Origin of the sequence: Veillonella sp. CHU594 (assembly GCF_003992265.1) — a bacterium.
In the GTDB taxonomy this organism is placed as follows: Bacteria; Bacillota; Negativicutes; order Veillonellales; family Veillonellaceae; genus F0422.
In genome coordinates this window covers 28,793-42,721 of record NZ_RQVB01000007.1, presented here as the reverse complement: position 1 = coordinate 42,721, position 13,929 = coordinate 28,793, and the positions used below count along the sequence as shown (strand labels likewise).

Here is a 13,929-nt window from a genome sequence, read left to right as displayed (position 1 = left end):
AGGATCTCCCTCACATACTGATGATCATACACAATTTTATAGGCAGACCCAAAGGAGATGATTGCCTTTGACTAATGGAGGTATGATGTTTGGAGAGATAAGTAAGTAGGCTAGCTTGATTATACAAGATAAAGGTTGAGAAGAATGCGGTATGCTCCGCAGCAAACATTACGAAGTGCCGTTTGTGAGGAAGCATGCCGCATTCTGACTGACTAGTAAAGGGAAATATAGCCTACTTACCAAGGATAAAATGCCCTCAGTCAAAGGCGAACATAAATTGCCAATCCGCCATGAGATTGTGTATAATAAGAGGTATGTATAATCCGATTGTAATGGGAAATGAGGAATGACGATGCGAATTGATGGTCGTAGTTTAAAAGAAATACGCCCTGTGAAAATTACTAGGCATTACACTGCCTATGCAGAGGGATCTGTACTAATTGAATGTGGCAATACAAAAGTCCTTTGTACGGCTAGCGTTGAGGATCGCGTTCCCCGCTTTTTGAAAGGCACTGGCACAGGGTGGGTGACAGCAGAATACTCCTTGTTACCACGAGCTACACATACTCGTGTACCTAGAGAGGCAGCAAAAGGTAAACAGACAGGGCGCACGGTGGAAATCCAACGTTTGATTGGTCGTGCCTTGCGAGCTGTTGTAGACTTAGAAGCTTTAGGCGAAGTATCGATTACGGTAGACTGTGATGTACTACAAGCTGATGGTGGCACTCGTACTGTCTCGATTACAGGGGCTTTTGTGGCTTTAGTAGATGCTATCTATTCTATGTACGATGGATATGGTAAGTTTCCTGTAACGGACTATTTAGCAGCTATTTCTATGGGAATCGGTGAAGATGGTCCTATGCTAGACTTGTGCTATGAAGAAGATAGTGCAGCCATTGTGGATATGAATGTGGTTTGTACCGGTAAAGGCCAATTAGTAGAAGTGCAAGGAACAGGTGAACATGGGACTTTCACAAGAGATGAGTTGAATAGCCTATTAGATTTAGGTGAAGCTGGTACACAACAACTAATGGCAGTACAACGTGAAGCATTAGGTGAAATTGGTAACATGGTGGGTCATGAAAATGCACCGAAAGCAGTGGTATTAGCCACACGGAATAAAGGAAAAATTCGAGAGTTTACCGCAGCCTTTGAAGAATTAGGCTTTGAAGTGCGTACTATAGATGACGTTGTAGATATTGACGAACCAGAAGAAATTGGCACTACCTTTATGGAAAATGCAGAATTAAAGGCTTTATACTATGCAGAGGCTTGTGGTTTACCTTGCGTGGCAGATGATTCTGGCTTAGAAGTAGATGCCTTAGGCGGTGCACCAGGTGTATATTCTGCGCGCTATGCAGGACTGCATCGCAGTGATGAAGATAATAATCGGCGATTAGTAGCGGAATTGGTGGATGTTACTCCAAGTGATAGAACAGCACGTTATCAATGTGCTCTTGTATGGGCTACTCCGGATGGACAATGTGTTCGAGCTACAGGCACTTGTGAAGGACTTATTCAGTTAAGCCCAATGGGAAAAGGTGGATTCGGTTACGATCCATACTTTTACATTCCAAAATTAAAAACGACGATGGCCAATATTTCTATGGAACAAAAGCAAGCTATTAGCCATCGAGGTAAGGCGCTACGGGCATTGGTGGAGCAATTGCGACACACTATAATTAAGTAATTAATAAAAAAATGAAAATTTTATATCGAAAGTCTTGAATATATTTATTTAATTCGATATAATAATGGTAGGTATTATAAGGAAGGCAGATATTAAGTTATGGATACATCTGTAAAATCAAATAAAATGAAACTCTATGGGTTTAACAATTTAACGAAAACCTTGAGTTTTAATATTTATGATATTTGTTATACGCGTACAGAAGAAGAAAAACGCCAATATATTGAATACATTGACGAAGTTTACAATGCACAGCGCCTGACTGATATTTTAACAGAGGTTTCACATATTATCGGAGCCAATGTGTTGAATGTGGCAAAGCAAGACTATGATCCACAAGGAGCAAGTGTAACTATCCTGATTTCGGAAGAACCTGTTGATAAAGTAGATAAAGATGATGTGGTAATGCATCTCGATAAATCTCACTTGACGGTTCATACCTACCCTGAAAGTCATCCAGACAATGGAGTCAGTACATTCCGTGCAGATATCGACGTGTCCACATGTGGTCAAATCTCTCCGCTCAACGCATTAAACTATCTTATCGATAGTTTTGATTCTGATATCATCAGCTTAGATTATAGAGTGCGTGGATTCACTCGTGATATTCATGGTAAAAAATTATTCATGGATCATCGCATGAACTCCATTCAAAATTACATTAACTCTAAAACACGTAATCTCTACAATATGATCGATGTGAATGTGTATCAAGAAAATATTTTCCATACCAAAATGATGCTGAAAGAGTACGACATTAATAATTATTTGTTTGGTATTACCGAAGAAGATTTGACGCTAAAAGAGCGCAAACAAATTAACCAACAACTCAAACAAGAGATGGCGGAAATATTCTACGGTAGAAACTTACCATCATTGAAAATCTAGGAGGTTTTCCCATGGACGTAAAACAAGAGGCAATTGAAAAACGCTTGGAACTAAAAGGTTTCTTGCAAACTGGAACAAAATACGAATTAAAAGATGCTCATGACTTAACGGTAGCATACACTCCAGGTGTAGCAGAGCCATGCCTTCATATCAAAGAAGATGAAGACAAATCCTTCGACTTAACGTGTCGTTCTAATATGGTAGCCGTTGTATCTGACGGTACTCGCGTATTGGGTTTAGGTGATATCGGAGCAGCTGCTGCGATTCCAGTTATGGAAGGTAAATCCCTATTGTTTAAACGCTTTGGTAATGTAGATTGCATTCCTTTGGTGATTGATACAAAAGATCCAGACGTGTTAATTAATACTGTAAAATTAGTGCAAAAAAACTTTGCTGGCATTAACTTAGAAGATATTTCTTCTCCTAAATGCTACGAAATCGAAAATCGCTTGAAAAAAGAGTTAGAAATCCCTGTATTCCATGATGATCAACATGGTACAGCTATCGCTTGCTTAGCAGGTGTAAAAGCAGCCCTTCGCTTTGTGAAAAAAGATTTATCCAAAGTTAAAATCGTTGTAAACGGTGCTGGTGCAGCGGGTGCTAATATTGCTCGTCTATTATACTTAGCAGGCGCTCGTAACATTACATTAATGGTAAGCTCCGGTGTATTGAACAAAGACTACAAACGTCTTGATTCTTTACAAGCTGAGTTGATCAAAACATTGGGTCAAGAAACAAAAACTGGCAACTTAGCAGAGATTGCAAAAGGCGCTGACGTATTGTTAGGTGTATCTGCTGCTGGTGCTTTCACAAAAGAAATTTTGGAAAGCTTAGCGGAAGATGCTATTGTATTTGCTATGGCTAACCCAGTTCCAGAAGTTATGTACGAAGAAGCGAAAGCAGCTGGCGTACGTGTTATGGGTACAGGTCGTAGTGATGCGCCTAACCAAATCAATAATGTGAATGTATTCCCTGGCATCTTCCGTGGAGCCATCGATGTACAAGCACGTGAAATTAATGATGAAATGAAATTAGCAGCCGCTGAAGCATTAGCAGCTCTTGTAACCGATGAAGAATTAGCAGAAGACTACGTAGTAGCCAATGCATTCGATAAACGTGTTCCATTAGCAGTGGCAAAAGCAGTAGCTGAAACAGCAATCAAAACGGGTGTAGCTCGTAAAACAGAAGTTCCTTACTAAGAATAGGAATTGATATATAGTATAGAGGTAGGTTGAGTGTAGACTCAATCTACCTCTATCTTTTTTTATTTTGTTTATAGATGACATCTAACAAAAAATTAGAAAACCTAAAAAATATTTAGAAAAAGTATTGAATTATGAATATGACGGTGCTATAATAAAGGCATACCTAATAAATTGTTAGATAGCCTAAAAAATAGTTAGGAGACAATTATGAAATTAGAACAATTAAAGGTAATTGCGCATGGTATTGCGACACAATTTGGAGCTTCATGTGAAGTGTTGATTCACGACGTGCAAATAGAGACATTAGAGAGTTCTATTGTGTATATTGAGCATGGAGATATTTCTAACCGAGATGTAGGTGATGGCGCCTCGCATGCAGTACTAGATGCGATACGAAATGACGATGGTCAGTGTCAGGGTAAACAAGCTTATCTCACACGAACCAAAGATGGAAGAGTTCTTCGATCGACGACGATGTATATACGTGATGATAATGATAAATTACAGTATTTATTGTGTATCAACTATGATATTACTGATTTTATTACATTGCAAAACTCTTTAGATCGGATTATTACATCCAGTAATCATGCGTGGGAAACAAAAGGTGAACGAATTGTTACATCTGTTAGCGATTTGTTGAGCGATATGTTATCTCAAGCTGAAAAAGTAGTAGGGCGACCAGCACATTTAATGAATAAGAATGAGCGCTTGGAAGCAATACGATATTTATATTGCCAGGGCGCTTTTTTGATTTCAAAGGCATCTGATAAAATATCGGAATATTTCAACGTTTCTAAATTTACTTTATATAATGATTTGAACCAAGTAAAAGAGGAGGAAGAGTTACATGGAACGAATTCAATGGGTTAAGAACACTATGCCCGCTTCAGAGGATTTGAACACCTGTGCAATGAATGTAAAAGAAAGTGAAGGTGTGCGCGAGTTTCATAAGAGTTTCCCACAATATCAGGAAACACCGCTTACTGAATTACCACGCATGGCAGAACACTTAGGATTAGGCCGTTTATTCATTAAAGATGAATCCTATCGTTTCGGTTTAAATGCATTCAAAGTGTTAGGCGGTTCTTATGCAATTGCGAAATTCATTGCTAAAGAAACAGGTAAACAAGTATCTGATTTGCCATATGACATCTTGACATCAAAAGAATTGCGTGATGAATTTGGACAAGCTACATTCTTCACAGCTACTGATGGAAACCATGGTCGTGGTGTTGCTTGGGCAGCAAACAAACTAGGTCAAAAATCAGTGGTATTTATGCCAAAAGGTTCCACAGAAACTCGTAAACAAAATATTGCAGCAGAAGGTGCTACAGTAACTATCGAAGAAATGAACTATGATGACTGTGTACGCTTAGCTACAGCAGAATCCAAAAAAGTAGATCATGGTGTTGTTATCCAAGATACAGCTTGGGATGGTTATGAAGAAATCCCTACATGGATCATGCAAGGCTACGGCACAATGGCTCTAGAAGCTACTGAACAATTAGAAAAAGCTGGCGTAGATGTACCTACACACGTAATTGTACAAGCAGGGGTTGGTTCCTTAGCTGGTGCTGTTACTGGTTATGTGGTAAATCGTTATAAAAATGCACCTGTGAAACCTAAAATTGTAGTAGTAGAAGCATCTGCAGCGGATTGCTTGTACAAAGGCGCTAAAGCAGGCGATGGAGATTTACGTATCGTAGGCGGCGACTTACAAACAATCATGGCAGGACTTGCTTGTGGCGAACCGAATACGATTTCTTGGGATATTTTGAAAAACCATGTGGATGTATTTGTATCTGCACCAGATTGGGTAGCATCCTTAGGTATGAGAATGTCTGCAGCACCAATCAAAGGCGATGCAAGCATTATCTCTGGAGAATCTGGAGCTGTTCCATTTGGTTTAGTAGCAGCCGCTATGACTATGGAAGAATATAAAGATTTGAAAGAAGAATTAGGACTTACTAAAGATTCTAAAGTACTTTGCTTCTCCACAGAAGGAGACACTGACCCAACACGTTATCAAGAAATTGTGTGGCAAGGAAAATTTTAATCTAACTATTTAAGTCATATACAGTTAATTTTAACTTTAACGTATACGTATATGTGTGTTTAAGGAGGAAATGGTAATGGATTTACAAGCAGTAAAAAAAGCAGCAGAAGCTTATGGACCAGCGATGACAAAATTTTTAAGAGAAATCGTCGCATTCCCTGGTGAAAGTGCGGAAGAAGAACAACACGTTCGCCGCATTGAAAAAGAAATGAAAGACTTAGGATTCGATGAAGTAGAAGTGGATCCTATGGGTAACATTCTTGGATATATGGGAACTGGTAAAACATTGATTGCTTTTGACGGACATATTGATACTGTAGGTATTGGTAACCGTGACAACTGGAACTTTGATCCATATGAGGGGTTTGAAAGCGACACTGAAATCGGTGGCCGTGGTGTATCTGACCAATTAGGTGGTATCGTATCCGCAGTATACGGTGCAAAAATCATGAAAGACTTAGGTTTATTGAATGATAAATACCGTGTATTAGTAGTTGGTACAGTACAAGAAGAAGATTGCGACGGATTGTGCTGGGAATACATTATTAAAGAACGTGGCATTCGTCCAGAATTCGTAGTATCCACAGAACCAACTGATGGCGGTATCTATCGCGGTCAACGTGGTCGTATGGAAATCCGTATCGATGTAGAAGGCGTATCTTGCCATGGTTCTGCACCAGATCGCGGTGATAATGCCATCTACAAAATGGCTGACATTTTACAAGATGTTCGTGCATTAAATGCAAACAATTCTACAGAGACTACTCGTGTTCGTGGCTTAGAAAAAATGTTGGATCCAAAATTCAACCCTGACCATTATGAAGAAGCTCGTTTCTTGGGCCGTGGCACAGTAACAACTTCCCAAATTTTCTACACATCCCCAAGCCGTTGTGCAGTAGCAGACTCTTGCGCAGTATCTCTTGACCGTCGTATGACAGCAGGTGAAACATGGCAAAGTTGCTTAAAAGAAATCGAAGATTTACCAGCTGTACAAAAATACGGTGCAAAAGTATCCATGTACGAATATGCTCGTCCATCCTGGACTGGTTTAACATATCCAATCGAATGCTACTTCCCAACATGGGTAATTCCTAAAGATCATAAAGTAACAAAAGCATTGGAAGAATCTTACATCTCCTTATACGGTACAGAACGTATTGGTGCAGAAGTTACATTGGCAGAACGTAAAGCTCGTCCATTAACTGATAAATGGACATTCTCTACAAATGGCGTATCCATCATGGGACGTAATGGTATTCCTTGTATCGGTTTCGGTCCTGGCGCAGAAGCACAAGCACATGCTCCTAACGAAATCACATGGAAACAAGACCTTGTAACATGTGCAGCAGTATATGCAATCTTACCTACAAACTATTGCAAATAATAGTTTACATTTTATAAAGCTATAAATTATTAATGAGGTGCAAAAAATGGCAGATTTCAAAAAATGTGTAGACGCATTAGCTAAGTTAGACACAAAAAACATGTACAACAATGACTTCTTCTTGACTTGGGAAAAAACAGACGACGAATTACAAGCTGTTTGGGCTGTAGCTGATGCATTACGTGCATTGCGTGAGCGCAATATCTCTACAAAAGTATTCGACAGTGGTTTAGGTATCTCCTTATTCCGTGATAACTCCACTCGTACTCGTTTCTCCTTCGCATCTGCTTGTAACTTATTAGGTTTAGAAGTACAAGACTTAGATGAAGGAAAATCTCAAATCGCTCATGGCGAAACTGTACGTGAAACAGCTAACATGATCTCCTTCATGGCTGACATCATCGGTATCCGTGATGATATGTATATCGGTAAAGGTAATGCATACATGCATGCAGTAGCTGATGCAGTAGAAGAAGGCCATAAAGACGGTGTATTAGAACAACGTCCTACATTGGTAAACTTACAATGTGATATTGACCATCCAACACAATTGATGGCTGATACAGCTCACCTTATCAATGAATTTGGTGGACTTGAAAACTTAAAAGGTAAAAAAGTGGCTATGACTTGGGCATACTCCCCATCCTATGGTAAACCGCTTTCCGTACCACAAGGTGCTATCGGTTTATTCACTCGTTTAGGTATGGAAGTTGTATTAGCGCATCCAGAAGGATACGAAGTAATGCCAGAAGTTGAAGAAGTTGCTAAAAAACAAGCACAAGCTAGTGGCGGATCTTTCAAACGTACAAACGACATGAAAGAAGCTTTCAAAGATGCTGATATCGTATATCCTAAATCCTGGGCACCTTTCGCAGCAATGGAAGAAAGAACTGACTTATATGGCAAAGGCGATACAGCAGGCATTAAAGAATTAGAAGGTCGTTTATTAGAACAAAATGCACAACATAAAGATTGGGCTTGCACAGAAGATATGATGAGTCTTACAAAAGACGGTAAAGCATTATACTTACATTGCTTACCAGCTGATATCACTGGCTTAAGCTGTGAAGAAGGTGAAGTTGACGCATCCGTATTTGATCGTTATCGTGTACCTCTTTACAAAGAAGCAAGCTATAAACCATATGTAATTGCTGCTATGATTTTATTAAGCAAATTTGAAAATCCAGTAGAATTATTAAAAGAGCTAGAAGAAAAGGGAACAGAAAGAGTTCTCCGCTAAGAGCAAAGGGGCTGTCTGTTCAGACAGTCCCTTATTTTAATCCCTACAAAGTAGTTAGGAATATATACACCATAGAGAGGTACCCTATGAAAAAACGTGTTGTTATCGCTTTAGGGGGCAATGCCCTAGGCAATACATTACCAGAACAAATGATTGCGGTGAAAGAAACATCGAAAGCAATCGTAGATTTAATTGAAGCAGATTGTGATGTGATCGTTACTCATGGTAATGGCCCTCAAATCGGTATGATCAATAATGCTATGGCTGCATTAACTAGAGAAGTAGAAGGTCAACCTAATACTCCGTTGTCTGTATGCGTAGCCATGAGCCAAGCGTATATCGGATATGATTTACAAAACGCATTGCGTGAAGAGTTGTTGAACAGAGGTATTACAGATTTACCTGTGACAACAATGGTTACACAAGTTCGTGTAGATGCAGATGATCCAGCATTCTTAGATCCAACAAAACCAATTGGTCACTTTATGACAAAAGAAGAAGCTGTACATGCAGTGAACCAATATGATTATGTGGTAAAAGAAGATGCAGGTCGTGGCTATCGCCGTGTAGTAGCATCTCCAGCGCCAAAAGAAATCATTGAATTACAAGCTATCAAAGGCTTAATCGGTCATGAATTAGTAATCGCTTGCGGTGGTGGCGGTATCCCTGTAGTTCGTGAAGGCAATCATTTAACAGGTGCATCTGCAGTTATTGATAAAGACTGGACTAGTAGCTTACTAGCACAAGAAGTTGATGCAGATGTATTGATTATCTTAACAGCTATTGAAAAAGCAGCGATTAATTATGGTAAAGAAAACCAACAATGGTTAGAACATATTACAGTAGAAGAAGCACAAAAACATATCGACAATGGTGAATTTGCAGCAGGCTCTATGAAACCAAAAATGGAAGCAGCTGTAGCTTTTGCTAAATCTAAAGCAGGTAGAAAAGCAATTATCACACAACTAGAAAAATCTAGAGAAGGTATTGAAGGAAAAACAGGCACTCACATCGAATTATAATAGTAGTATTTCATTGAATACTGTTTTTCATAGAAAGGAGCCTATCTATGATTTTATTAGGAAAAGGAACTGTCGTTACACGCAATCCATTACAACCGATTATTGAAGACGGTGGCGTATTAATGGATGGCACTAAAATTGTGGCAGTAGACTCATACGAAACATTGCGCAAACAATATCCAAAAGCATATCGAGTAAATGCTCATGGGCGCTTGATTATGCCTGGTTTTGTCAATGCTCATCACCATATTTATTCTGCCTTAGCCCGCGGATTATATATCCCTGGTAATAACCCAACAAATTTTAAAGAAATTTTAGATGGATTGTGGTTCTACCTAGATAAACGTCTTGCTAAAGAAGACGTCTGGGCAAGTGCTATTGTGACCTATATGGCATGTATCGAAAATGGTGTGACTTCCATATTTGACCATCATGCAAGTTATGGGGAAACAGAAGGTAGCTTATCTGTTATTAGCGAAGTTGCTCAAGACTTCGGCGTTCGTTCTTGCTTGTGCTATGAAGTAAGTGATCGGAATGGACAAGAGGAAATGGAGAAAGCTGTAGCAGAAAACGTACGCTTTGGTAAAGAAGCAAAAGAAAATCCTGAAACAATCGCAGCTATGATGGGGTTACATGCATCTTTCACATTGAGTAAAGATACATTGGCTTATGTTCGTGAACAAAACGTAGACAATTTGGGATATCACATCCATGTAGCAGAAGGTACTACAGATCAAGAAGATAGCCAAGAGAAATATGGTATGCGCGCAGTGCATCGCTTGCATGAAGATGGCATCCTAGGACCAAAAACGATTGCTGGACATTGTATCCATGTAGATGATAGTGAAGTAAAGGTATTAGCTGAAACTGGAACCATGGTGGCTCATAATCCAGAAAGTAATATGGGTAATGCGGTAGGAGCACCTAATGTATTAAAACTTATGGAAGCAGGTATTCCAGTGGGTCTTGGTACAGATGGATATACTAGCGATATGTTAGAATCCTACAAAGTAGCAAATTGCTTAGTGAAACATAACATGCAACATCCAAATGTTGGTTGGACTGAAATTCCACATATGTTATTCAACACTAACCCAGCAATGATTGAAAAATTCTTCCCTGTAAAAGTTGGTACCTTGACACCGGGGGCAGAAGCAGATGTAATTGTTTTAGATTATATTCCTAGAACAGATTTACATGCTGATAATATTAATGGTCATTTACTATTTGGCCTAAATGGTCTTAATGTAATTACAACTATTTCTGGTGGTAAGGTACGTATGCTAGATCGTCAATTATGTGGCATGAATAAAGAAGAATTGCTACGAGAAGTACGACAAATTTCCCATCGTTTATGGAAACGATTAGTCCCATAATACACTTTCAGTAAGGAGTGAATACTATGAGCGATATCATGTATCCGGTAAGTTTCGGACATTTAATGAACCATATTCTAACAGAATATGCTACCCACAATCGAGTATATAATGTGGAGCGCATGCACACAACAGGTACGGATCAACGGTTATCCTTATTTGGTCGTAACCTGGAAAATCCATTAGGCCCTGCAGCAGGTCCACATACTCAATTAGCTCAAAACTTAGTAGCAGCCTATGTTGGGGGTTCCCGATTCTTAGAATTAAAAACAGTACAAATTATGTTCGGTGAAGAATTGGGTATCCCAAGACCATGTATTTATTCAAAAGATGAAGCATACAATGTGGAATGGTCCTCTGAGTACCATTGCCATGCAGCTGCTGATGAATACATTAAAGCATGGTTTGCTATTAAATTAATTAGTAAAGAATGGGGCATCGGCGATCCAGATGGATTCATCTTTATTATGAGTGTTGGCTACAACTTAGCGGGCATTAAAAGTGAAGATGTAGATTCCTATATGGAATGTTTACGTGCAGCACGTACTAAACCAGTTTGGAAAGAATGCGAAGAATGGGCATTAGCTAATGTACATCAATTTAAAAATGTAACAGAAGAGTACATTCGAAATATTGATGACAACATTTGCCAAGGTATTACATTATCCACAATGCACGGCTGTCCTGCAGGCGAAATTGAATCGATTTGTACATACCTAATGAAAGAAAAACATCTAAATTTATATCTAAAATGTAATCCAACATTATTAGGCTATGATCGTGTAAGAGAATTATTAGATCAAGTAGAATTTGGATATATTGATTTTGATGCACATCAATTTGAAGTAGACTTATCTTTTAAAGAAGCAGTGCCAATGATTGAACGATTGTTGACGATTGCAGAAGAAGAAGGTTTAGTGTTCGGTGTGAAACTGACAAATACATTCCCTGTTTCGATTCACGAAAAAGAATTACCAGGTGAGCAAATGTATATGTCTGGTAAATCCTTATTACCATTATCTATCGGTGTAGCTCAATTATTGAGTGAAACATTTGGCGAACGCTTACCAATGTCTTATAGCGGTGGTGCAGATGCGAAAAATATTGCAGCTTTATTCCGCACAGGTATTTGGCCAATCACAGTATGTACAACCTTATTACAAGGTTTAGGTTATAACCAATTGGATAACTTGGCTAAATTAGTAGAAGCAGAAGATTACGATACTGCTAAGGTAATTAAACCAACAGAAATCAAATCTTTTGCGGAGGCAATGGGAACAGCTCCAACATACAAAAAATCTGCAGCTGCTAAGAAAAAACGCGAAGAGCAACCAGGTTTCCCAACAGCTCATGACAAAAATCATGAATGCCGTGTTGTATGTGGTACTTGCGTACGTGTATGTCCAAATAGAACGAATGAATGTATTACTGTAGATGGTAAAAAATTAATTATTCATATTGATGAGTCTTGTAATGAATGTGGTAACTGTGCTTGTCATTGCGTACAACCATGTTTCCCATATAAAGATAAATTAACATATTTTATTGATGAAGAACGCTTATTAGCAAGCGATAATGACGGCTTTTATATTCAAGGTAAGGAATGCGGATATCGTTTCCAAGGCGCTACAGGTCGCACAGCGATTGATGCCTTACCAGAGGTGTTGAAAGGAGTTGTGGAAGCGTTCATTAAAGAACTTCCATATTATATCTATGATACTCATTGAACAAGGATATCTTGTACTCCCAACGGGAGTCATGCAAGGGACGATAGCAATTGAAAACGATACAATTGTAGAGGTAGCTCCTCATATTGAGGCAAAACCAGGAGATGTACGAATCGATGCAAAAGGGCGCTATGTGTTGCCTGGAGGAATCGATACACATACCCATTTTGAAATGACCAACGCTTTTGCCACCACGGCAGACGATTTTGAAAGTGGTACAAAAGCAGCCATTATGGGGGGGACCACGACGATTATTAATTTTGCATCGCCTTTTGAAGAATCTTTGTTAGAAGGTTTGCGACGCGATAAGAAACGGGCGGAAGGACGTTGCTCTTGTGACTATAAATTTCATATGGAATTATTAGATATGAATGAGCAAGTAGCAGCGGAAATTCCTAAGGTCGTTGAAGAAGGCGTCGCATCCTTCAAAGTATATATGGCCTACAGCTTTAGTATTGACGATCGGTCAATTTATGAAGCAATCAAAGCAATCGCCCCAACCGGTGCGTTGGTGGCAGCCCACTGTGAGAATGGAGCGATGATTGCAGCTAAGGTACAGGAAATGAGAGAGGAAGGAGATACAGAAGCAAAGTATCATCCGCTTTCAAAACCAGATACCATAGAAGCAGAAGCAATGCATCGTTTCATTCGACTAGGGGAATTAGCAGATTATCCAGTACATATTGTACATGTGAGCTCTGCAGCAGGATTAGATGTGATTGAGGAACGCAGAAAGAATGGGGCAAAAGTGACCTGTGAAACCTGTCCTCAATACTTATTACTGACAGATGAATTGTATAATCAGCCGGATGGAAAAGGATTGAGATATATCTTAAGTCCACCTCTTAGAAAACAAAGAGATGTGGAGATTTTGCAAGCAGCGGTAGAACGTGGAGTTTTCCAAACTTTATGTACGGATCACTGCAATTATACATTAGCGCAAAAAGCGCAGGGTCTTGGTGACTTTACGAAAACACCAGGTGGTTTGCCAGGTGTAGAAGAGCGGATGATTCTAATGTGGGATATGTTTGTTCATAGTGGACGAATCGACCCTGTAGAATATATGAAATTAACTAGCGAAACACCAGCTAAGTTATATGGATTATATCCAAAAAAAGGAACGTTACAGGTAGGAAGTGATGCGGATATTGTGATACTTTCACCAGATGTAACAGAATGTATGACTTCGGATAAAACTCATAGTCGGTCAGATTATACACCTTATGAAGGAATGACTGTACATGGTCGAATAGATGATGTATTTTTACGTGGGCACCATGTGGTGCAAGATAGAAAATTAGTGGAAGCCTATAAAGGGGAGTTCCAACAATAATTGGA

General features: G+C 39.2%; 11 protein-coding genes and 1 pseudogene. All 12 read left to right on the top strand.

From position 1 onward, the window contains the following. Positions 1 to 352: 352 nt before the first annotated feature. Positions 353 to 1,078: pseudogene (gene rph / locus EO111_RS08400) on the top strand (ribonuclease PH); the annotation flags it as partial. Further along, on the top strand, positions 1,070 to 1,690 hold the full coding sequence (locus tag EO111_RS08395) for an XTP/dITP diphosphatase (protein WP_231723404.1): 621 nt from the start codon (positions 1,070 to 1,072) through the stop codon (positions 1,688 to 1,690). The pseudogene rph and the gene EO111_RS08395, both read left to right, overlap by 9 nt. 99 nt (positions 1,691 to 1,789) lie before the next feature. Beyond that, on the top strand, positions 1,790 to 2,578 hold the full coding sequence (speD, locus tag EO111_RS05560; protein WP_009353328.1) for an adenosylmethionine decarboxylase: 789 nt from the start codon (positions 1,790 to 1,792) through the stop codon (positions 2,576 to 2,578). 11 nt (positions 2,579 to 2,589) lie between these two features. Then, positions 2,590 to 3,777: an NADP-dependent malic enzyme gene (locus EO111_RS05555; RefSeq protein ID WP_062401570.1), complete on the top strand. Its 1,188-nt coding sequence runs from the start codon at positions 2,590 to 2,592 to the stop codon at positions 3,775 to 3,777. 210 nt (positions 3,778 to 3,987) lie between these two features. After that, on the top strand, positions 3,988 to 4,656 hold the full coding sequence (locus EO111_RS05550; protein WP_126940411.1) for a helix-turn-helix transcriptional regulator: 669 nt from the start codon (positions 3,988 to 3,990) through the stop codon (positions 4,654 to 4,656). Beyond that, entirely contained in the window at positions 4,634 to 5,842 is a 1,209-nt protein-coding gene (gene dpaL / locus EO111_RS05545) for a diaminopropionate ammonia-lyase (RefSeq protein ID WP_009353385.1), read from the top strand. Before EO111_RS05550 ends, dpaL begins: the two co-directional genes overlap by 23 nt. Positions 5,843 to 5,918: 76 nt before the next feature. Beyond that, on the top strand, positions 5,919 to 7,226 hold the full coding sequence (locus tag EO111_RS05540; protein WP_062401573.1) for a YgeY family selenium metabolism-linked hydrolase: 1,308 nt from the start codon (positions 5,919 to 5,921) through the stop codon (positions 7,224 to 7,226). Positions 7,227 to 7,272: 46 nt separating this feature from the next. Further along, entirely contained in the window at positions 7,273 to 8,466 is a 1,194-nt protein-coding gene (ygeW, locus tag EO111_RS05535; protein WP_062401575.1) for a knotted carbamoyltransferase YgeW, read from the top strand. 86 nt (positions 8,467 to 8,552) lie between these two features. Continuing rightward, a complete protein-coding gene (gene arcC, locus EO111_RS05530; protein WP_009353343.1) occupies positions 8,553 to 9,488 on the top strand; it encodes a carbamate kinase in 936 nt (311 codons plus the stop codon). 47 nt (positions 9,489 to 9,535) lie between these two features. Beyond that, a complete protein-coding gene (ssnA, locus tag EO111_RS05525; protein ID WP_126940409.1) occupies positions 9,536 to 10,864 on the top strand; it encodes a putative aminohydrolase SsnA in 1,329 nt (442 codons plus the stop codon). Between the two features lie 26 nt (positions 10,865 to 10,890). After that, positions 10,891 to 12,591: a selenate reductase gene (locus EO111_RS05520; protein ID WP_127010954.1), complete on the top strand. Its 1,701-nt coding sequence runs from the start codon at positions 10,891 to 10,893 to the stop codon at positions 12,589 to 12,591. A gap of 31 nt (positions 12,592 to 12,622) precedes the next feature. Beyond that, the gene (gene hydA / locus EO111_RS05515; RefSeq protein ID WP_240626895.1) at positions 12,623 to 13,924 is read left to right on the top strand and encodes a dihydropyrimidinase; all 1,302 of its coding nucleotides are present in this window, start codon (positions 12,623 to 12,625) and stop codon (positions 13,922 to 13,924) included. Positions 13,925 to 13,929 lie beyond the last annotated feature (5 nt).

Excerpts from the sequence above, each read along its gene's own strand:
- EO111_RS08395 (WP_231723404.1), top strand. The coding sequence starts at position 1,070 with ATGGTGGGTCATGAAAATGCACCGAAAGCAGTGGTATTAGCCACACGG.
- speD (WP_009353328.1), top strand. The coding sequence starts at position 1,790 with ATGGATACATCTGTAAAATCAAATAAAATGAAACTCTATGGGTTTAAC.
- EO111_RS05555 (WP_062401570.1), top strand. The coding sequence starts at position 2,590 with ATGGACGTAAAACAAGAGGCAATTGAAAAACGCTTGGAACTAAAAGGT.
- dpaL (WP_009353385.1), top strand. The coding sequence starts at position 4,634 with ATGGAACGAATTCAATGGGTTAAGAACACTATGCCCGCTTCAGAGGAT.
- EO111_RS05540 (WP_062401573.1), top strand. The coding sequence starts at position 5,919 with ATGGATTTACAAGCAGTAAAAAAAGCAGCAGAAGCTTATGGACCAGCG.
- ygeW (WP_062401575.1), top strand. The coding sequence starts at position 7,273 with ATGGCAGATTTCAAAAAATGTGTAGACGCATTAGCTAAGTTAGACACA.
- arcC (WP_009353343.1), top strand. The coding sequence starts at position 8,553 with ATGAAAAAACGTGTTGTTATCGCTTTAGGGGGCAATGCCCTAGGCAAT.
- ssnA (WP_126940409.1), top strand. The coding sequence starts at position 9,536 with ATGATTTTATTAGGAAAAGGAACTGTCGTTACACGCAATCCATTACAA.
- EO111_RS05520 (WP_127010954.1), top strand. The coding sequence starts at position 10,891 with ATGAGCGATATCATGTATCCGGTAAGTTTCGGACATTTAATGAACCAT.
- hydA (WP_240626895.1), top strand. The coding sequence starts at position 12,623 with ATGCAAGGGACGATAGCAATTGAAAACGATACAATTGTAGAGGTAGCT.